Annotated in this window: 13 protein-coding genes and 4 pseudogenes; 6 read left to right on the top strand and 11 right to left on the bottom strand. The window is 58.2% G+C overall.

From position 1 onward, the window contains the following. Positions 1-694 precede the first annotated feature (694 nt). Positions 695-1,072 carry a hypothetical protein gene (locus ABIB78_RS37660; RefSeq protein WP_429034117.1) on the bottom strand — a complete coding sequence of 126 codons (378 nt, stop codon included), beginning with the start codon at positions 1,070-1,072 and terminating at the stop codon, positions 695-697. A 265-nt stretch (positions 1,073-1,337) separates the two neighbouring features. Here ABIB78_RS37660 and ABIB78_RS37655 point away from each other — a divergent pair. Beyond that, positions 1,338-1,490: pseudogene (locus ABIB78_RS37655) on the top strand (ATP-binding cassette domain-containing protein); the annotation flags it as partial. Between the two features lie 326 nt (positions 1,491-1,816). Here the strand turns inward: ABIB78_RS37655 and ABIB78_RS37650 are convergent. Further along, positions 1,817-3,859: a phospholipase D-like domain-containing protein gene (locus ABIB78_RS37650; protein ID WP_429034116.1), complete on the bottom strand. Its 2,043-nt coding sequence runs from the start codon at positions 3,857-3,859 to the stop codon at positions 1,817-1,819. A 757-nt stretch (positions 3,860-4,616) separates the two neighbouring features. On the opposite strand from ABIB78_RS37650, the gene ABIB78_RS37645 reads away from it, so the two are divergent. After that, complete coding sequence (locus ABIB78_RS37645; protein ID WP_429034115.1) at positions 4,617-5,822, top strand: tyrosinase family protein; 1,206 nt, start codon at positions 4,617-4,619, stop codon at positions 5,820-5,822. 14 nt (positions 5,823-5,836) lie between these two features. Further along, on the top strand, positions 5,837-6,853 hold the full coding sequence (locus ABIB78_RS37640) for a hypothetical protein (protein ID WP_429034114.1): 1,017 nt from the start codon (positions 5,837-5,839) through the stop codon (positions 6,851-6,853). Between the two features lie 354 nt (positions 6,854-7,207). Here the strand turns inward: ABIB78_RS37640 and ABIB78_RS37635 are convergent. From ABIB78_RS37635 to ABIB78_RS37605, 7 genes and pseudogenes are all read right to left on the bottom strand, one after another. Further along, positions 7,208-8,205, bottom strand: a pseudogene (locus ABIB78_RS37635) (tyrosine-type recombinase/integrase); the annotation flags it as partial. 237 nt (positions 8,206-8,442) lie between these two features. Beyond that, positions 8,443-9,382 (bottom strand): IS630 family transposase gene (locus ABIB78_RS37630; protein WP_429034113.1). Its coding sequence is split into 2 segments (ribosomal slippage): positions 8,443-9,037 and positions 9,036-9,382, totalling 942 coding nucleotides; the frame shifts between segments, so codons are not numbered across the junction. Positions 9,383-9,908: 526 nt separating this feature from the next. Beyond that, positions 9,909-10,331, bottom strand: coding sequence for a hypothetical protein (locus ABIB78_RS37625; protein ID WP_429034112.1), 423 nt, complete (start codon positions 10,329-10,331; stop codon positions 9,909-9,911). A gap of 20 nt (positions 10,332-10,351) precedes the next feature. Then, positions 10,352-11,457, bottom strand: a protein-coding gene (locus ABIB78_RS37620) for an IS3 family transposase (protein WP_429034118.1) whose coding sequence is annotated in 2 segments (ribosomal slippage) — positions 10,352-11,244 and positions 11,244-11,457 — 1,107 coding nt in all. Because the reading frame shifts where the segments join, the coding sequence is not laid out codon by codon here. A 121-nt stretch (positions 11,458-11,578) separates the two neighbouring features. Further along, complete coding sequence (locus tag ABIB78_RS37615; RefSeq protein WP_429034111.1) at positions 11,579-11,959, bottom strand: hypothetical protein; 381 nt, start codon at positions 11,957-11,959, stop codon at positions 11,579-11,581. A gap of 14 nt (positions 11,960-11,973) precedes the next feature. Further along, positions 11,974-13,434 carry a nucleotidyl transferase AbiEii/AbiGii toxin family protein gene (locus tag ABIB78_RS37610; protein ID WP_429034110.1) on the bottom strand — a complete coding sequence of 487 codons (1,461 nt, stop codon included), beginning with the start codon at positions 13,432-13,434 and terminating at the stop codon, positions 11,974-11,976. Then, positions 13,431-14,240 carry a type IV toxin-antitoxin system AbiEi family antitoxin domain-containing protein gene (locus tag ABIB78_RS37605; protein ID WP_429034109.1) on the bottom strand — a complete coding sequence of 270 codons (810 nt, stop codon included), beginning with the start codon at positions 14,238-14,240 and terminating at the stop codon, positions 13,431-13,433. Before ABIB78_RS37605 ends, ABIB78_RS37610 begins: the two co-directional genes overlap by 4 nt. A gap of 270 nt (positions 14,241-14,510) precedes the next feature. Between ABIB78_RS37605 and ABIB78_RS37600 the strand changes: the two genes are divergently transcribed. The 3 genes and pseudogenes from ABIB78_RS37600 (at position 14,511) to ABIB78_RS37590 (ending at position 17,942) form a co-directional block, all read left to right on the top strand. Next, positions 14,511-15,155, top strand: a complete 645-nt coding sequence (locus ABIB78_RS37600; protein ID WP_429034108.1) for a hypothetical protein — start codon at positions 14,511-14,513, stop codon at positions 15,153-15,155. A 240-nt stretch (positions 15,156-15,395) separates the two neighbouring features. Next, positions 15,396-15,674: pseudogene (locus ABIB78_RS37595) on the top strand (transposase); the annotation flags it as partial. A gap of 1,192 nt (positions 15,675-16,866) precedes the next feature. Beyond that, a protein-coding gene (locus ABIB78_RS37590) for an IS630 family transposase (protein WP_429034107.1) occupies positions 16,867-17,942 on the top strand; the annotation gives its coding sequence in 2 pieces (ribosomal slippage) (positions 16,867-17,361 and positions 17,364-17,942; 1,074 coding nt in all). Between the two features lie 423 nt (positions 17,943-18,365). Here ABIB78_RS37590 and ABIB78_RS37585 read toward each other — a convergent pair. Together ABIB78_RS37585 and rfbF are read right to left on the bottom strand one after the other, a co-directional pair. Then, a pseudogene (locus ABIB78_RS37585) lies at positions 18,366-18,662 on the bottom strand (UDP binding domain-containing protein); the annotation flags it as partial. Further along, positions 18,544-19,713, bottom strand: a complete 1,170-nt coding sequence (gene rfbF / locus ABIB78_RS37580) for a glucose-1-phosphate cytidylyltransferase (RefSeq protein ID WP_429034106.1) — start codon at positions 19,711-19,713, stop codon at positions 18,544-18,546. The gene rfbF and the pseudogene ABIB78_RS37585, both read right to left, overlap by 119 nt. Positions 19,714-20,521 lie beyond the last annotated feature (808 nt).

Here is a 20,521-nt window from a genome sequence, read left to right as displayed (position 1 = left end):
CTTGCGATCTTTCCTCGAAAGGTGGACTTCTCTTGCTTCGGGTATCATCCCGACCTTGAATCACGACTCACGATCCAAGAAAAGTGGGTACTAGAGTAACGGGTAGCCGCCGGATAGAGCGCGCAGCGCGGCACGCCCGCCGGTGGCGACTATAGCGGTCCGCCCACGCGGACCAGATGTCCATTACATCATAGACGCTCAACGGTCCGAAGGACGACAGCAATGGCTTGCGCGTGATCGATGCATCGAAGCTATAGGTGGTCGTGTACATGCATGGCGAGCTGATGAGTTGATTGTGCAAGAAACCACTGCTGCGCATATGTTGTTGAATATAGGACCTTTTTCGTAAGCGCAGAGACGGTAGGGGGCGCCAATAGGGGGCTGCAAGAAGTGACGGTCCGTAACGATCACGCTACGTTGCGGGCTCTGTTCTTTGATCACGTGTGCTCACCAAGCCAAACTATTCGTCAGGTAGCCTCGAGCACGTTGACCAGTTGTTCGTCAATTGGGGACGTAACGTCAGGCTTGGGCCATCGAACTCGGGCTTGGCGAGTTTAGGACGCGGTCGAGCATGGCTGTCTTGAGGTCGGGCGAGTCGGTGTCCATGTCTGAAAATTGTAGCATTTTTTCGGACAAAAGGCAAAAAAGGCGTCCGAAATACCTATACAAATTTCGGACAACCTGCCCGACGGGCTCAGCGGGGGCGTGAACCGGACGACCTCGCACTGCGGGCGCGGACCTTCTGCTCTCCGCCGGACGCTTTCCCCTTAAGAGCGCCGATCTCGCCTACCAAACCCTCAATCCGCTTTTGCAGGCCGCGGATTTCGTCCCGGTCTTCACGCTGATTGCGCTCGAAGTTGTCGATCAGCCGTTGTGCAGGCCGAGGCGCGTCGGCGCCACCGCTGCGCAGCACAGCGTGTTGCAGGAAGCTGACACTCGACGAGAGGAGCTTCAGGGACGGCGGGATAATCAATCCGCCCGGTCGGGTTTCGTCCAAGAGCACGTCGCGTTCTATCCAGAGCAGATTGCTCCGGAGGAGCTTCGGCGAGTGCTGGATCATCTGAATGATCAATCCATCCCATCCCCAGTCTCCGTCCCTTCAGCGGAGCTTGAGCGACTGGAAAGGGACTTGCATGACGAGCTTCGCGGACGACAGGACGATCACGCTGCTCAGTCGCTCTCCGTCGATCCAGAAGAGTTTACTTTCAATCCAAAGCAGTTCTCTCCAGGCGAGCTTCAGCGAATGCTGGATGATCGATCCATCCCGTCGTCAGTCCCCGCCGGTCCAGAGTACTTCGCTCTAAATCCAGAGCAGTTCTCTCCGAAGGAGCTTTGGGGCGAAAGAGGTCATCGGCTTCCTACGTCTCGACGACGTTCACGACCGCTTTGCCGGAACGCTGCCCTATGGCGTGCAGAAGCGGGTCGAGCTTGCGCGTGCGCTGGTGGCTCCGCCAAAGCTTCTGCGGCTGGACGAGCCGTTTGCCGGCGTAAGACGTATCCGCCTCGCTTGGTCTTCAGATCGACCGGTGGTTTGCGGACGAGGACTACCAAGCGCTGGCTCACCACCTGCTCAACCATAATCGGTACGAGGGCAAGCTTACGGTCGTCTGCTGGCATCACGGCAACATTCCTAACCTCGCCCACAGCCTGGGAGCGCCTCATGGCGAATATCCCCCTTCCTGGGATCCGGCCATCTTCAATCTGATCCTGGATATCAGTTTTCGCGACGGAGTGCCGTCCGTCCGACAAGTCAGCGAGCCATTTTGAGAGAACGATTTCCATCACTCGCGCCACGCCCGGCTTGATCAGCGTATCGTTACCGCTTCTTCTTCGCTATCTTCTTTTTCTTCGCCACTTTGCTGGTGGCCCCTTTTGCGGCCTTTCGTTTGGCGGTCTTCTTGGTCGTCTTCTTGCCTTTCACCGACTTCTTCTTTGGTTTGGCGGCTTTCGCGGCAGTTCCACGCGGTTTCCCGGTCCGACGCGTCGTTGAGGGCGCCGGCCCAGCTACGCCGCTCCGTGCCGACGAGAGCCAAAAGCGAAGTTCTGGCGCTTTTTCGTCGGCTCCAACGATGTAATTATCCTGCCATCCCGCGTCTTCGCGGAGCGGTTTTCCGAAACGGTCGGGATACTTGTGTAGCCAGTACCGCCACGCATAGTGATCGTAGACGTCGAGCACGTGGCAAGCATAGGCCTGCGCCAGACTGCGATGGCCGTGAATGATCACCATGTTCTCGTCGTTGTTGCTGGAGGCTCGATATCCCAAGTTGTGGGAGCCGGTGATCACCGTGCAATTGTCGCTGAAAGGATCGATGACAACAATCTTGTTGTGAATGATCGCATGACCGTACTTGTAGAGTTCTCCTTCCCAGGCGCCGAAGGCGTCGTTTTTAGTTAGCGAGCCCGCCGGAATGGCCCGGTAGTCCACGGCGCTGTTCGGCTTCTTCTTGCCTTTTGCTTTCTTCGCCGCTTTTGGCGTTCTCTTCGATATTCCAGCTTCACCGATGACGGCGACATGCATGTCCTCGCCGTCGCCATGATCCGATTCCTCACCGCGATGCAGAGCTTGACTAAAATTTCCGGCGCGTTGCGTGCTGGTCAGTGCGCCGCGCACAAAGAGATTGGGATCTTTCGCAAGCGCTTGCCCTGCGGCGTCGAGAATTGAATTATTGCCGGGATCGAATGCGAGAAACAACACTGCTTGTTTGGCGCCGGCGACCAAATCGAACATTCGTTTGACGTCGTTTGGTACTTCCTTGGGCGGGCTCGCCAGCGGATTTTTCGTGTTTGGCGAGAACATCACCTCGATCTCGGTCGTGCCGTCTTCCAACTGAATCCGAGCGTTGTTGTTGTTCGTGTGTGTCCAGCTGCGCAGAGCATCTCCTTGGAGTGCTTTTTGGTTTCCGGCCGCTTGATCAATATCCTTCTTCAATTCGGTCCAATAGTCGATGTAGCGCTCCGCGACGCGCTGCGACTCGATCACGAGAGCGTTGTTGGTTTGCGTGCACAGTCCGCTGCTGGTCCAGTTGGTCGAGCCGGTCAAAACTGCGGCGGGCTTGCCAGTCGAGGTCAGAACCATAAACTTGTTGTGAGGAATGCGGCCTTTTTGGACGATGCGGTCGATAACGGGAACGCCCGCTTTTTTCAGGGCCTTTCGGTTGTCGGCATCGGCGTCCTCGATATCCTCACCCGTCGTGTCATCGTGAAGCCACTCGTTGCCGAGTATCACGGTGCGGCTCTTCGGATCGCCCTTATCGGACGCCTGCAGGCGGACCTCGAGCCCCCGCGGGTCATCGAGCTCATACAAGGCGGCATTAATGGTACCGCGCGACGTGTCAGCGCGATCAAGCAGCGACGTGACACCCTCGAATATCTGACCCATCAACCGGGCTCGCAGAGGGTCTGCCGGATTGGTGATATGGCCTTTGAGAATGTTGATATCAGCCTTGTCGCCGAGCGCGTGAATAACCGATTGCGAAGCGACGATGCCACGGTTGAAATAGGCCTTGAAGGGCGGGCGGTCCGGCGTGAGCGTGATATCGTTGCTCACAAGTGGCTCGACGCCTGCAAGCGGCTTTAGCGCCCCTGGTGTCCCGCCCATCGGCACAATGCGATAGCGGTAGGCACTGCCACGATGCGCATAAAGATCTTTCCACCAGAACTTCTGGACCGGGGCTTGTTCGGTCGTTAAATGGGCTTGGACGTCCTGCGATGCGAACCGTGCGAGCGCGGGTAGGGCGACTTCCACGTCAGTCGCGAGATCATGCTGGTACACGGCGAAGCCAAGGCAGCCGTCGAGCCGCTTTTCAAACGTCCAGGCCACGACCGCAATATCGTTATTGGAAAATGCAAGGGCGGGCATGTGAGATCTCCAATGAAATAAACAATAAGGATCTACGATACACCTTGACGATCTTTGCGCGACTCCGCACGCTTTAGCAACTTGACGTTTTCCACACGCTGGCAGATGACACGCGACTTGGTGCCGCAAGTCTCGTGCAAGAGTTTTGTGGCTTCTAATCTGTGCTTCCGGCGTCGGATGCTTCTCGGCCGGCAGCGACTTCCACATGACCAAAGTTGTTCCGTGCAGAGGTGGGCCGGGTTGACCGGCACAAGAGGTCCCCGACCACAGCAGATCACGCCGCATTTCAATCATCACGGTGGCGCGTCGGCGTCACTGTCGCGGTGGCAGTAAAAGGAAGTCACTCTAAATAGGTGGAAACCGGAACCTCTCCGCGGCCATTTGGTTGCGGATGTATCGAAGTTGCAATTTGGGAGAATACCCCTTGACGGGAAGCTTGCCGGTGTTAACTTTTGTGCATTGCTGCAATGTGTCTTGTTTTGTTTACGCCGCTCTTGCTCCGACCTTTCATTTTCCATCTGGCACCAAGTTGTGAAGCTCCATGCGTCATAAAATCGTCGCGTGTTTCTTTTTGCTCGCTGGAATCCCTGGCCTTCTGCCGGCCCCTGCCAAAGCGCAGGCTCTTGCCGAAATCCAAATCCGCCAGACCGCGAGCAAGGGAGATGACTTCATCTGCTGGACGCCCGTGAAGTCGAGGATTCGGCTACTCCCTCCCTCGACAGGGCCCGCGGACACGCCCATCGTTCTAAGCGCGTCCATGAACCCGCCGATCGCCGGAGACGCGGGATTTCTATCGTCAGCGTCTTCACTTGATGCCGTGCCTGTCGGCAAGCTCGACTTGGTGCTCAAGGGCGATGGAAGCTGGACCGAGTTTTATGTCGTCGGCCTCAAGCCGTCATTCGGTGCCAAGGATGTCACGATCCAGGCAAAGCGGACGGACGGGACTATCGTTGCCTCGAATGCCATCATGGTGCGCGTTCGCAAGAACGCCGAAAAACTGTCCCAGCTCGAAAGAAATGCGTTTTTGCGCGCGCTAGCGTCTTGGAAGACAAAGCGTGGCCAGGCGAGACCAACACGCTACGAAGACTTCTATACGGCGCATGCCGACGCATTCAATCTCGGCATTCATTCGGGCTTCGGCCAATTTGTGAGCAACTTCCTGCCTTGGCACCGGGCATTCCTTTTGGATTTCGAGAGAGAGCTGCAGGAGATCGATCCGACGGTCTCATTGCCATACTGGAAGTTTGACGCGGCGGCGCCCAAGCTTTTCGATCAAGATTTCATCGGCGGCCTCACTCCCGGCAGCACGGAAGTTCAGTTCAGCGCAAACAATCCAATCCGTGGATGGAGCAAGGCCGGCCAGACCATCCGCCGCTTCAAGGTTTTTCCGGACACGGCCGCGGTGAGCGCCAAAAACCTAGACAATATTCTCTGTCTCGCAAACCCGGCGAACTGCCCCAACCGGGCAGAGAAATATCGCCCGACGACGGATTCCTTCGAGCTCAACTACCATAACAACGCACATGCGGCAGTCCTGGGCTGGCTCGGCGGCGCCGACTCTCCGAGCGACCCTCTGTTCTTTTTGCTTCATGCCAACGTCGATCGGGGATGGGCCCACTGGCAGGCTGCCTATAACCGGTTTACCTCCAATGGGGCCGATGAGGCTTCGTATGCTCCGACCGGTCAGTACCCCGGAGCAGCCGCAAATGGGCGTGTTCGTAAAGGCTTATATGCCATGGACGAGATGTGGCCTTGGGGCAAGGCGGCGACCGGAACCGATGAAATGGCAACGTGGTTGCCCCATTCCTTTGCGTTCCCCGCCTCCGAAGGTTTACCATTGACACCGGACTCTCCCCCTTTTCCCGCCAAGATGGTAGATTATCTAGGAAAAACGAATTTGGAGAATGCCAACGGAGTTTGTTACGACGACATCGGATTTCGTGGCGAGCTCCTGAACAACTAGCGATCGGACGAGCGATGAGCAGCTCATGGAAAATTGCCGCCAGTTTTTCAATAGCCGCCAGTACGTTGTGCCTGCTGTCGACGCAATCGACCGCGCAGACGGCCGTTCCGGCGGAACTCCAGAGCTATTACGATGAAAACCAGGCCGCGATAAAATCTCTCATTGCGACGATCTCCGACACAAAGGTGACCGCCGAACAACGGCTCACGGCGTTCGATCAGTTGCGCGTTGGTTATCCCCGCGCCGCACTGGATCCAGCGATCATTCTGCTCGGAGATCAGAACGTCGGTCTGGCGACCTCAGCGGCAACATATCTGTCTTCGATTGTCGTCATGATGAACCACGGACCGACGCTGGACTCTCATATGCATGGCGGAGACCAGTCCGTTCCCAAGGCGGTCGCCGCTCTTCGCAAGGCGATGCAAGATTCCCGGCAGTCGGTTCGCGAAATCGCGGCGGCAAGCCTGGCGTCGTTGAACGACGAGCCTGCCTTGCAATCCGTGCAGACGTCCTACAAGGAAAAGAAGATTTCCGATGTCGAGGCGATGCAATACATCACGCTTGCAAAGCCTGAAGTTGGCGCGAGTTATGCCGCAAGCTTCCTGGACAAGAGTTCGCTCAAGGCGCAATCCGAGGCGATTTCTTATCTTTCGTCAACCTCACAGTACCACGCCAAGATCAAGACTTATCTGCTTAACGAAGCCGCGCCCGTCGAAGTTCGAGCGGCGGCCGCAAAGGGACTTGCGCGCAACGATCCCCAGTTCGGAGCCTATGCGCCGGCACTTGTTGCCAATACAAAACTGCCGTCGCTCGTGTTTGACAATCTGGTTTCCGAGATGGGAAGCAGTTTGCCTGCGGCTGACGTGAAGAACGTTCTGTCAAATGCCATCAAGGCGCAGGCCAATAAAGGAAAGCTTGATACGATCAAAATCGAAACCATCAAGGATTCGATCACGCGCTACGAAGCGGTTCGTCCCGAGCTGGATTCGACCGGGTTGCAAAACTACTTGAAATCACTCGGCCGCACGTAAGAGACGGTGCAGGTTTGCAGCCTGAGCGGCGCGACAAATCCGCCGATACTCGTTGCGCTGCGATCGCCATGAGGCCGATCCTTGGCGCGCCTGCCTTCCAGGCTCCACGGCGGTAAGCCTCTATTTCGCGAAGAGGCTGTCCGCTCAAAACCGAAGCTTGGCTAACTGGACCGTCGGCGTGGCGATATCCGCGGCACCCGTTTTCTCGTCCGCTTTAGGAAGTGGCGCCTGTAGACTTCCTTATGCCGCAACGCCAGCGGTTCCTCGGAGCCTGGAGCTGCATGCGTTCTTGGGCGGCGTTGTGTCCTCGGGCCCGCAGTCGTTCAGGTCAAGCCGGCCGTCGCACCCCGACTAGGGGATCACGCCGCGGTCCCGTTGGCGCCAAACGAAGCTATAGAGCGTACCGTGGCTCACGGGCTTGGATGGGTCCTTCGCTGAGGGAAAGAACCAGCCGTATCTATTTGGCTTGATCGACTCAATCAGCTCGATGGCGAGCGACGGCATTGGAACGGCATGCGGCTGAAGGTTCTTGGTCTTGGACCAGTCGATGATCCTCTCCGGCGCATCCCATTGATCGACATGCAGGCGCGCGATTTCCTCGACGCGTTGACCGGTCAACATGATCAGCTGCACAGCGCGAGGATAGGAGGGATGAACCGGCGTATCGGGGCATTCCAGCCAGCGATAGAGTTGCACGAACTCTTCCTCATTAAGCCAGCGCGTGCCCTGGACCTTGGGTTCGGTCGGAATTTCCGAGGCTGGATTGTATGGGATACGGAAGCGGCGCGGGGATGTATTCCGATAGTCATTGTCCGATTTCATCCCTCAACTATAAGCCGCGTGGATGTAACATCGCACGTGATCGGCCATCGAGCGGGCGCCACATTCGTAGATCGGCCGGATAAGCTCGACGATCTCCTCAGACTCTATCTCGCGCGCGAGTCGGTTGCGCCCCAGCGTGTCGGCGATCTTGTTGAGGCCTTTCTCTGTCTCTTTCCAAGACGGCTTGCCGGCGGCCTTGAGCGACGCGACATAGCCCTCGAACAGATCGGCGACGGTGCCGGGGCGGGTGTCTGTTGCGATCTTGATGCTCCATCACATCGGCGTAGTCGCGCTTGAAGATCTCACGCGCCTGAGCCAAGGACGTCGACGGATAGGCGCCGAGCTTCTTTTTTGCTGCGTTTGCCGTCGCGCCATTGCGCCATCCAGTCGGCGGTCACGCGCTTCGGCATCGGCTTGAGGACGAGACGGTCGGTGCCGCGGCCCTCGCCATCTGCGAGGTTTTCTTGTTTCCGGCTGAGTTCGACGCGCTTCAGCGCGTGTCGGATCGCGGTCTCGGTCAGGCTTGGCATGGCGTTTTTTCTGTTCCGCACTGGGATCGGTCGAGGAAGAACAGGGGGTCGTTTGCAGGGAGCGGAAGCCCGTTCCTATCCCTCAAACCGCTCCCAATTTGCCATATCCGCCCCCAGTGCGCAACGCGAGTAAAGCATCAATATTATAGGTGTTTCAGAGGGATCGAGTATGATCCAACATGATCGAAAAGGAGGTGGTGGGGTGGTTGTGTATGAAACCACTAAAGCGGATTCCGGTCATTTTGAAACATAGCCTGCGTGAGCGAAATAGTTGGCGCATTCGCTTGGGCTTAGTTGTGGGATGAACGAACGGATCGCGCGAGTGAGATGCGGAACTGTTCGTGCCGCGACCTTACGCAGGTACGCCTTAAATTTGCTGTAAGGCAGCTCGATCGGATTGAGATCAGGCGAGTATTTCGGGAGATACCGCACGCTCGCCTTTGCCTTCTCAATCGCTTCCCTAATGGCAGGAGCCATGTGAACTCGGCAGTTATCCATCACCACGATGTCGTTGCGCCGGAGGGTTGGAACCAAGCACTGCTCAATATAGGCGAGGAACATTTCTCCGGTCATAGCTCCCTCGACCACCATCGGGGCAGTCATTTTATTGTGGCGCAAAGCCGCCACGAAAGTGATCGTCTCCCATGACCCCAGCGGAACGGCACCGATCACCCTGACACCCCTTGGCGCACGCCCCCTGAGCCGCACCAGATTTGTGCTGACCGCAGTTTCGTCGATGAAAACGAGCCGGGCGGGATCAAGAAAACCTTGCTCTCGTATCCAACGTCGGCGTGCTCGGGCAACGTCCTCTCGCTGCCGTTCAGTAGCTTGCAGGCTTTTTTTTAAAGGTGATGTTGTGACGGTCGAGAAAACGCCAGAGCGCGCTGCGGCTGGTTCGAATTCTCCGCTTGCGCAGCTCTGCAAGCGTCTCCACCAGGGTCAGGTCTGGATGCTCCGCAATCGCAGCCAAAATCTCTGCCGCGAACTCTTCGAGTGGCGAAACGCTTCCGCCGCGCGGCTTCGCAGCGGCGCTGTTATCGTCCCGCCAGCGCTGCAGCCACTTGACCGCCGATGCTACGCTCACCTCGAAACGTTCGGCCGCCTCGCGCCGTGACGCGCCCGCAGCCACGGCCTCGATAACGCGCTCCCGCAGGTCACAAGAATAGGCCTTCGGCACCGCCCGCCCCCTCCGGCAAGGAGAATCAATGCACAGAGTCTCCATCATCGCTAACCGTTTGGGAATCCCTCAGATTCAAATCCGGCGGAAACTGCTTTAGTACGCGCATCACATTGAACAAGCGATGGTTTTCGCGCGTGCAGTTGTAGCAGGGGACGCCAACAGGGGACTGTAAGCTGTGACGGTTTGTGATCATCACGTTTCCTCACGGTCGCTCTCGCAAAAGGAATTTTGATCAGTCGCGCTCACGAACGCAAGTCGCCTCTAGCGCCAACAGCAGACATTCTAAGCTCCATCGAGCGAGGTCCGAGATCGGCGAACAAGCGACATCACAATGATAGGAGCCACCAACTGGGATGACCGCCGGGCAAAAAAGCGGCCGCCCCATTTGGGGCGGCCGGTGAGAAGTTGCTTTGATGCTCTTGTTTAGCGCCGGCACCACTACCGAAATAGACAGCGCTAAAGCTGGATCAAGCAAGGATAGCCGCTCAGGAAGCCGCCGCCATCGACGCCTTGATCGCGCGTTTCAATTGCACCACAGCCGATCCACGACTGCTTCAGGGCGCCAGTGAGCGTCCTTCGTTGCATAAGTAATACCAGACTTTACATCCCGTTTGATGTCCCGAGAGCACAGAACGACGCTAGGTGACATCCGATGACTCCAATCAAAGCCGAGCCGATTGAGCCAGAAATCAGCAAACGTCTTTTTCAGACAAAACGGCTGAGGTTGAACAACAGGGACGAACATCTCGATCCGAATTCGTTGGCATTCCTCATCAAGACTAGGGTCGGTATCGATACCGCACTTTGTCGTCAGTGGATTGTTTGGATCCCTGACCGCTCTTCCTGGCCGCGCCTGCGTCGTGTAAAGAGAAAATCCAATTCTCGGTTCGGTTGCTTGTCCTTTGTCGATATGCTCCATGTCGCCGTTACAAGTCTTGAGCTGCACCCGGTTCTGTTGACACCGGCTTAAGCTAATCCGGCCTTCCGTTCGAACTCCATAGGGCTCAGATATCCGATCGTCGAGTGTCTTCGTTTCGGATTGTAGAAGCGCTCAATATAGTCGAACACGTCGGCCTTGGCGTCATCCCTTGTTCGGTACACTTTGCGCGCTGTTCGCTCGGTCTTGAGCGACGAGAAGAAGCTCTCCATCGCCGCATTGTCCCAGACGTTGCCTGAACGGCTCATCGAGCAGACGACGCCGTGATCGACCATCAATCGCTGGAACTGCTCACTGGTGTATTGGCTGCCGCGATCGGAATGATGCAGCAGCGCGTCAGGTTTGCCCCGTCGCCAGATTGCCATCACCAGCGCGTCGGTGACGAGCTGTGCCGTCATGGCGGTCTGCATCGACCAGCCGACCACACGCCGCGAGAACAGATCGACGACGGCAGACACGTAGAGCCACCCCTCGGTCGTCCAGACATAGGTAAAGTCGGCAATCCATTTGCGGTTGGGAGCGGCTGCTTCGAAGGAGCGGTCGAGCACATTGGGAGCGACGGCGGCGGCCTGCCGCTCACCCAGATCCGGCGGCAGACGCCGCCGTCGCGGGCGTGCTTTGAGGGCCTGCAGCCGCATCAATCGTTCGATCCGATGCAGCCCGCACGATACCCCTTCGGCGAGCAGGTCGTGCCACACGCGCCTGGCGCCATAGGTCCGGTCGCTCCCAAGGAAGCTGGCACGGACTTTCGCGCCGAGATCCTCGTTACTCTGGACGCGACGGCTGCGTGGCCTTGTCAGCCACGCATAAAACCCACCTCGCGAGACACCGAGCGCCTCGCACAACCATTCCGCCGGCCAGACCCCCCGGTGCTTCGCAATGAAACCGAACTTCACGTCGATTCCTTCGCGAAGTAGGCCGCGGCTTTTTTTAGGATGTCTCGTTCGGCCTTCAGCTTGGCGACCTCGCGCTTGAGACGCGCGATCTCCGACTGCTCGGGCTTCATTTGACCTTGGCCAGGGAACGAATGCTCCGGATCATCAGCCAAAGCCTTCACCCAGTTACGCAGCTGCGTCGGATGAACGCCCAAATCTTCTGCGGCCTGGGCGTACGACACCCCACGGTCCTTGACCAGCTTGACCGCCTCAAGCTTGAACTCTCGCGTGAACTTCCGTCTCTCCGTGACACACCTCCTGCTCCATAAAACACCTAACTTGGTGTCTTCGGAACCGGGTGCAGCTCACCAACTATATCCGTCATTGCGGATACAATCCGCTTTGATCGCAACACGCTCTAGCCTTGATATTATGGCTAAGTTTACGCCCGTCGTCCTTGATCAAGCTCGCTTTGATCAGATGCTCGGTCGCAAATTTCAAGGCGAGCTCGATTGCGTGCCGTGCGTTGTAAAGGATCGGTAGCACCAGCGTATCGCGCTTCCCGATCAGTTGCTTCTCAAAAATTGCGTCCGCCAGTTCAATGGCTGCTTCTATGTACCCGTCGATATAGTTCTCCTCGTGCCCTTGTCTGTCGATACAAGCGTTCCACTGGCCATCGAAGAACCTCTTGAAGAACGGATCGTTTTCATACGGATCTGTCTCGTCCGCGTCCCTGCCGCCAGGTTTGTTCTCTTCAACCATTGACCGCGGTCTCGCTAGTATTTCGTTCTTACGAAGGTTCCGAACGTGCCGAAACATTCATAGCCCGTCCGGTTGTTCTTGTGCTTATTCAACGTCGCGTCGTAGCTCTTCTTATTGAAGGTCTTTCCGCAGACTGAGCATTTGAATACGTAAGTTGGTCCGCTTGTGCCGGCAAAACTTGCGCTGCGCGTCGGTTTGCGGGCGGGCGAACGCCGAATAACCGGCGCATAGCGTACGCCGAAGCCCTCTCCTGAGCCCGAGTTCGTCGCCTGCGGAATGCTCTGAGGGCCAGATGGCGTAAGTTCGATCGGGTAGCGCGGCGAGAATGGCGTCTGGGTAGTTGTGACCCCAAGGATGCTATCGACCAGATAGCTGCGCGACTGCCCGTTGTCGGCGCGCACGGCCATGAGGAGTACGTCGCCCGCCTGCGAGCGGCGGAGGGAGTAGGCTTCGATCGCACGCGTGGACCGGTTGCCTTGCTTGTCCCGGTAATCGATTTCTACAAGGAGCCGGTTAGCCGCAGCGAAGCGGATCATCTCGATATAGTTCTGGCCTCGGCCGCCGGTAGGCAGGTCGATGATGCGTTCGCGGATAAGCGTGTCACCGGCGCCGATAGGCATCGCCGCGAGGGGATGCGGGACGGCGCCTTCGAGCCAGGCGAAGATTTCTGGGAGCGCATCCCAGAAGGTTGCCACGGGAAGGAGCGCAGGAAGCTGGTGTTCCAGCATGTGGATCCAGCCCGACTCAAGATCCGCACGGTGAGGCTCAAGGTCAGCTATGCTCGGAATACCGATGCCCTTGAATTCGCATTTGGCGCGTAGGACTTCCATAAAGCGCCGCGGTTCCGGGCGCGCCTCGCCGTTTCGGTAAAGGTTCACGACGTCGTAAAGGTCACGTGGACGCGTTCGCTCGGCGAGCGCTCGGAATTTTTCGGCGAACGCCTCGATGTAGTCGTAAGCCAGGACGTTGATGCCCTCGTCTGGAGCGTCGGTGTACGGGTGAAAAATCTGCGCGCGAACGGGCGGTAGAACGACACGCTCGTCAGCTGTCAGGTCAAGTTTAATGCGCGGAAGGCCGTGGGTCGATGAGACAGGTCCCTTATAGCTGATCTTGCCTTGGCACGAGATTTGTCCGCGCGGGTTCTGATAGATCTCGAACTCCTGCTTGTCGGCTGGAATCTCGATGCCAGTCTGTTCGTAAATCCACTCAGCGATTTCAGAAAATACGGTCTTCAAAAAGCCAGCGTCGAGCTGCTCCGGCTTAATAAGCGTGAAGTCGAGGTCTTCGGAGAAGCGATAGGTCTCGAAAAAACACTTTTTCAGGCACGTGCCGCCTTTGAACACCCAACTTTCCGCGAGATCCTCGTGCCCGTGGATGCCGGCGAGCATCCATCCGAGGACATAGTCCTTCTCAACGACGTGTGGCGTGAGGGACGTCTGCTGGGCGACGGCGAGGATTTCGCGCTTATCGATCATGTCGTTCCCTCGCGAGCCCAGCGTTGGGGCACGCGCAGCCGCCACTTTGTCACCACATGCGATCCATCCTGGGTAGGGTCGAGCTTCGCATGGCCGCCACTGAGATGGTGCTCGCAAAGGCGGGCGAGCTCAGCACCGTCAGGCAAGCGCTCGGCCAAAAATCCGAGGCGCTTAAAGACGGCGCCGTTGCCGAGACGCACTGCGTACTCGATGAGCTTCTCGTCGTCGCGATCGCCGCGTCGCAGATAGGCAGCAAGGCAATCGGCTACGTGCTGGATGCCGCCGCCGACCGCGGGATCATCCAGCATGTCGATGACCGTGTGGTGCACGTCGGATACGGGCACGCGGGTCTGATGGCGCCAGACGCTCTTCGTGCCAAAGAGCTTCCGTTCATCGATGTGCTTCAACGAAAACAGCGCGCCGTGCCGCTCTTGGCGCTTCTGACGCAAGGCTTGTGCGGTCATCACGAGGATGTCCTTGAAGATTTGCTCGGTGAGATCCCAATGCTCGGCCGCCGTATGCCCGCCGATGTATGCTGGCGCGAAGAGCGCGGGGACGAGAACCCAGGGATCGTCAAGGACGCGGTCGGACCCCATAGTATCGATCGACGCAGCGACATAGGTCCCCCGGCCCACGCGTCTCAGCCAACCTTGCTCGGTCCAGCGCGAAAGGCGCTGGGCGGCCGCGATGCGGTCGAGCTGAAGGGCGTCGGCGACGTCATCCACGTGGATCACGTCTCCCGCGGTGGATAGGACGCGGACTAGCTGTGCGCGGCCTTGAGGAAGACGGGGAGGGCTTTGTTCCATATGCAACACTTGGCGGAAAGTGCGAATTTAAGCGCACAGGATAACAGGTGGTCAGCGACCGTGTCCATTGCTTTATCAGCAACAATTCGCAAAAAACGTTAATTACAGATGACAGACAAACACGGCCCACTTCGATAAGCAAGCTACCGGGGGAAAGCGGCAGGCTCACGTGCAGCCTCGGCAGTGTCTTCTAGAGATATGCGATACCTTGATCGAGAAGGTGGCCCAGCACCTCCGCCTTTGGTCGGCCTGGCGCGCGAGGGACAAGAGATGGCTGCAGCGTTGAGCTTCGTCAAAAAGGTTGTGCCAAAATCAATTGATGCGATGGCGGTCACGGAAGTGGTCGATCGAATCGAGACCCTGAATCAAGGCATCGCCAAGTTCTGGTCGAAGAGCGACGGCTGGGCTCCTGTCGTCGCCGCCGGCCTGCTCGGAAAGTCACGTCTCGATTGGCAAGCGTCTTTGTCGGGCTCGCTGCGGCTCTGGATGCGCGAGCCATCCAACGCGCTCACCCCGGCGGAACTCATCCTGGCCTGGGCCAACTTGGGAAGTCTCGTCGAAGGCACGATCAAGACGCTCCTGTCAGTGTGGTACGAAACTTACAAAACAGACATCGACAATCTCAAGAAGGCAAACGCCTACGACAACGCAAAGCAAGTGGCGCACGCCCCGGACGGCCTCGGACTGGAGAAGCTGCGCAACTATTGCAAAGCGCAAAAGCTGCTCGGCGCCGAAGGCGACGCGCTTGTCGAACTGGTGCAGCAGCGTCGAAACGCTATTCATGCATTCAAAGACCGACCGATCGGTGACGGAATCGAATTTCAGAAGGCTGTGCGCAGCTATCTCGCGCTCCTTAGGACGATCAACGGCAGACTTCCATATCCGGATGCTATGTATGAGCCGCGCGAGCGCTAGGTGAACTTTTGCGAGATCTGAGAGACTTAACGCCGCCGGAGCTGCTCGTGATGCACGCCGCGGTATCGGAGGAACTTCGCCGGCGCGGCGTCATCCGCAGCTCGAACAATCCCGTCGGCGATCTTGCCGAGCATCTGTTTTGTCGCGCCTTCGGTTGGAAGCAGGCGCCGAACTCGATGCGCGATGCCGACGCCACCGATGGCGCCGAAGTGCGATATCAGATCAAGGGCCGGCGGCTAACGTCGCACAACCGCTCGCGGCAGCTCGGGGCGCTTCGCGATTTGCCGGCGCAGGGCTTTGATGTGCAAGGCCACGGTCCACAAGGTGCTCAACGCCAGTTGGCAGCGTTGCCGCGTGCACTTCATGCGCAACGCGCTGGCGCATGCCGGCAAGAGCGGGCGGCGTGTCGTCTCCGCCTTCATCGCCACCGCGTTTGCCCAGGACGATGCCGAGGCCGCACGAGCCCAGTGGCGGAAGGTCGCCGACCAACTCCGCCCCATCGGGAGTCTTCTCCACGAGCGTGCGCAGGTTCATCATCTCATCGGTCATCGGTGGTTCCTCGGTTGCGTTGGCGTGTCGCAACCCGATCCTACCGGCGAATCGCCGGTGACCACCGCAAAGCCGCCCGCCCGCTACGGCGCTATTTGAGGCGCGCGTCCGGGCGGCTTTGCTCTACCGAGCTACACCATCACCGGGGACACGACCCGGCTAGTAGTTCACTAAAGCTGCGAATTCAATTGGTCCCGAAACCGCTATCAAAGTCAAATCTGCGATCAAATGAAGGGCTCAATTGCATCGCGTGAGCTGCTGTCGAAACGACTCGGCAGACTTCTCAGTCGGTTGGGTCATAAGTGCGAGTTCGGGTCGAACTCTAACTCGATGTCTGGGAAATACCGCACGACTTGCACCAGTGCTGCTTGTCGCGCGCGATCAACGCGGAAGTTCGATCGGAGAACCAGATGTTACCGCCCGTGCGAGGGGGGAGGCCGGGTGTTTCGTCGTCCCGCGCCATTCGCAGCCGCGCCGCCAATCCGACCCGGTGTAGATGAGTACGAAATAGCCATCCATCTGCACGTCGTAGCGCACGGCGCGAAAACCGTCGACATTGTATCTGTATCGTCGCCGGTGCTTCACGATGGTCGGCACGACGGGTTGGGTACGACTGCGCCAGTAGTAGTGTTTGCGTTCGTTCAGCAGGTCGGGGGATCTGTTAATCTAGGTGGTCTCAACATCGAACCGCTCCTTATGCTCGCACCGTTCAAGGAGCACCACCGCGAAAGTGCGAGTATTAGGCAAGCATTACTTTGACTTTCTTCTGCTCATGCTTTTTGGAATAGAACCTTACGACAGATCGTCCGACACGCGCAGCTAGGTAGTATCCATCCAGTGCAATCACCGCATTGAAAATGATCGCCCTATAACTGGGCGAGCTAGAGTGCGGAATCGGATTGTTCTGTAAGCACTGAAATGTCCATCCTAATTAGTCCATGTTGGGACGCGGTGGTAGTGGATGCTTTTCCGTGATCGTAACCGCCCCAACGCTAGCTCGCGTTCAGTCCTTTCGATGTATTACAAATCACAAGGTTCTTTCGATCCCACGCGTCAAGTTCGTCCACCGGGTATAATACCAATCCGCTTGAGGTGCTGACTCACGGCGGCATTCCCAAATCAGAGGATCGATGGTTCAACATGGCAACTGGAGGGAGTTGCCATGGGCCAGCCGATTGCGGTTCGAAGGGATTTTGCAGCGGTTGAGGTGCGCCGGCTCGCGCGGCGAGCGAAGGACAGCGATCAGGTCCGGCGCCTTCTGGCGATCGCTGCCGTGCTCGATGGCGCATCGCGGGCGGAGGCCGCCAAGGTCGGCGGGATAGACCGGCAGACGCTTCGCGACTGGGTGATCAGATTCAACGAGCAAGGGCCTGACGGTCTGATCAATATTCCCGCGCCAGGTGCGCCGGCGAAGCTAAACACGAAACACCGGGCGTTTCTGGCGCGGATCGTGGACGAAGGGCCGACTCCGCCGATCCATGGCGTGGTGCGCTGGCGGGCCTGTGACCTGATCATGCGACTGTATGAGGAGTTCGGCATCTCGGTGTCAGACGATACGGTCTATCGAGCCCTCAAGGACCTCGGCTTCTCACACGTCAGCGCCCGGCCGAGAACGTACAAGCAGGATCCCGAGGCGATTGAGGCATTTAAAAAAAATTCCACGCTCGCGTGGAGGAAATCCGCAACAGCCTTGCGCCGAACACGCCGGTAGAGGTGTGGTTCCAGGATGAGATGCGGGTGGGGCAGAAGAACAAGCTCACCTATCGCTGGGCTAGAAAGGGATCGCGGCCGCGGGCCGCTCACAACCAGCGTACGCAGTCGACCTACCTGTTCGGGGCCGTGTGCCCGGAGCTCGGAATCGGCGCGGCACTGGTTCTGCCCTTCTGCAACAGCGAAGCCATGCAGCTTCATCTCAACGAGATCGCCAGCAAGGTCAGCCCTGGCGCCCACGCCATCGTCATCGTCATCCTCGATCAGGCCGGGTGGCACGGAGCGAAGGAGCTGAAGGTCCCGTACAACATCTCGCTGATGCCCTTGCCGCCGCGTTCGCCCGAGTTAAACAGCCAGGAGAATATCTGGCAGTTCATGCGCCAGAATTGGCTGTCAAACCGCGTCTTCAAATCCTATGACAACATCGTCGATCACTGCTGTTACGCCTGGAACACTCTCATCGATCAGCCGTGGAAGATCATGTCAATTGCGCGCCGCGATTGGGCCTACATCGGTCGATCAATTTGAGGATTGGTATAAGTGACTTCCGGCGGATGGGTATGGGCCTTCCCGCGGCTAACAAGGATTCGAGATGGGCCCGACACAGAAGCGAGCGCGTCGCGTTGATTGCTGGAATGGCCGTGACGATCTCCGTGGCGACACATCGGCAAGATAAGCTTGGGTTTACGAGAACATGCCAAGCCGGCCGCCGCTGCCAACACGACTGGATGACTGGATTGACCCTTCTCAAGCACACCCACGACCTTTTCGATGAAGCGCTGTGCGAGCGCTGAAGTCTTGATTTGGCGGAACCCCGTCGCCAGGCCGCGGGCGCGCCGAACCTTTCGGCGCAGAAGATGCGGGGAAGAAAGCGGCGATCGACGCCGCGAGGCTCGAGGCTGACGAGAAAAGCTCTCGATATGGGTGTCAGTTCGAAGATCATGGCCCGACTCAATTCAGGCGGCGGCCAATGGTAAGGTAGTCCGCCGGGGCTACATCGGCTGGATTGATCAGTCGACGCGCGTCGAACACCGTCTTGCCGGTGACTCGCAACGAGGTGAGTTCGCCGTATTCCTGTGTCCGTGTCGCAATGAGGACGATCTCGGCCCACTCGACCTCGCGCCGCCAGTCAGACGAGAACTGAATACGGTTCGCGGCAATCCCGATGGCGAGCTTGAAGTTCTCCGTCGCGAGCGGGTCGTAACACCTGACTTCCGCTTCGGCCCGCAGAAGATCGCGAACGATCTTGATCGAGGCGGATTCTCGGACGTCGTCGGTGTTCGGTTTGAAGGAAAGGCCGAGAACGAGGGTTCGTCGGCCCAACAAGGCTCCGAGCTTCCGCTCGAGGGTAGAGACGGTCTGGCCCGGCTGCGCGGCGTTCACGTCGAGAACGGCATTCAGCACGTTCATCGGGAGGCCAAGGCTCTCGCCTTGTGTGCGCAGCGCCTGTACGTCCTTTGGAAAGCCCGCCGAACCCACAGCCCGGAACGAGATAAGTCAGGATCTGTGGAGCAAGGCGGCCCAAGGGAGTGATCGGCGACCAGCGTTTGTCGAGATGGACGCCGCGCATGACATCGAGGGCGTCGACACCTCCTACCGCAGTGCAGAGATTTGCTACCTCGTTCACGATGGAGATCTGGGTGGCCAGAATTGCGTTGTTGGGGTACTTGATCATTTCGGCCGTGCGGGCGAAGAAGCCACCATTGATCATTTCCCCATCATCCCGAGGTTTTTCCTTAAAGCTGGCGACACGGTGATCACCACAAATTTTGAAGGCGCCGAAGCGGCTAGGCGGATAGGTCGCGGTTAGAGTGGCGAGCGTACCCTGGCGATGGTGGAAGGCGATCGATGCGGTTATGTCGATGTCTCCCACACCATCGCCATAGGTCAAGCAGAAGGCGTCCTCATCCGTCAGGTAATTAGCAACTCGCTTGAGCCGACCACCCGTCATGGTCTTCTCGCCGGTATCGACGAGCGTCACCTTCCAAGGTTCGGCATGATGCTGGTGGACTTCCATACGGTTTTTTGTCATGTCGACGGTGACATCCGACACGTGTAGGAAGTAGTTGGCGATGTATTCCTTGATCAGATAACCCTTATAGCCACAGCAGATCACGAAATCGTTGATGCCATAGTGCGAGTAGATTTTGAGGATGTGCCACAGAATCGGCTTGCCGCCGATCTCGATCTCGATCTCGATCTCGATCTCGATCTCGATCTCGATCATGGGCTTGGGCCGAAGGTGGGTTTCCTCGGAGATTCGGGATCCGAGGCCGCCCGCGAGGATCACAGCTTTCACTACTGGCTCCACTTCCGGCCATTGTCGCCTGAGTTCACGGCAGGATTGCTCCGCCAGCGCGACGGGGCGTACGGGCTTGAACAGAAACTGCCGAGCATGTGGAGACCTCCCGTCGAGGACGGGGAGATCGAACGTAGCGGCGGCGACGTAGTTCGCCTGCCCAGCTCCAAAGCAAGCCATGACACTGGCTTGGTCAAGATGATCGGGCCATCCGGCTCAATCAGTACCCATGCTTTGGCCAGATCGGCGCAGTTCTCAAGTCCGCGCGCTTCCACCGCGGCCGCGTTGCTGCCCCCAAACCTGTCGTCGAGCCATAGTAGACCGAGCGCCCGCGTCTCGGGGACATACGGCAGGCTCCGCGCGAGGCCAGCGAGATCGACCAATGGGGCACCGACCTTACGAGCTTGGGCTCTGGCTGCGACCGGATGGTCGTTGCCTCAAGAAATCTCTAGTTGATTTTGGCCCCGCAATCTCCTCCTAGAACTGGTAGGATCCATCGCCGTCGCAGCCAGACCTGAATAGGCTGATGAATCAGGTATTGGCTGGCCACTTCGCCGACTCTGCGGTCCCGACCAACAGGGGGGCTGTTGCGGGGGCCCGTACCTCACATGCGGGACCGCATGGACACAGTGGCATGTGGTTCTTTTTTAGCGCTCGTCAGAGCCTTGCAGGTGGCGGCCCGACACTTGAACCGCATTCTCTAGTTAGACCTTAGAGCTGGTCCCGGTTGTCTGAACAGAATCTCCGCGTCGATAAGTGGAGCCTCTGCCGGGGTTAGGCCGCCGCGCGGAGCGGCGGAAGGTTGAAG

Source organism: Bradyrhizobium sp. I1.14.4 (assembly GCF_050435825.1).
Lineage (GTDB): Bacteria > Pseudomonadota > Alphaproteobacteria > Rhizobiales > Xanthobacteraceae > Bradyrhizobium.
This window is presented reverse-complemented; position numbering and strand designations above follow the sequence as displayed.

Coding starts and splice junctions, on each gene's coding strand:
- ABIB78_RS37640 (WP_429034114.1), top strand. CDS start 5,837: ATGAGCAGCTCATGGAAAATTGCCGCCAGTTTTTCAATAGCCGCCAGT.
- ABIB78_RS37610 (WP_429034110.1), bottom strand. CDS start 13,434: ATGATCGATAAGCGCGAAATCCTCGCCGTCGCCCAGCAGACGTCCCTC.
- ABIB78_RS37605 (WP_429034109.1), bottom strand. CDS start 14,240: ATGGAACAAAGCCCTCCCCGTCTTCCTCAAGGCCGCGCACAGCTAGTC.
- ABIB78_RS37645 (WP_429034115.1), top strand. CDS start 4,617: ATGAACCCGCCGATCGCCGGAGACGCGGGATTTCTATCGTCAGCGTCT.
- ABIB78_RS37615 (WP_429034111.1), bottom strand. CDS start 11,959: ATGGTTGAAGAGAACAAACCTGGCGGCAGGGACGCGGACGAGACAGAT.
- ABIB78_RS37650 (WP_429034116.1), bottom strand. CDS start 3,859: ATGCCCGCCCTTGCATTTTCCAATAACGATATTGCGGTCGTGGCCTGG.
- ABIB78_RS37600 (WP_429034108.1), top strand. CDS start 14,511: ATGGCTGCAGCGTTGAGCTTCGTCAAAAAGGTTGTGCCAAAATCAATT.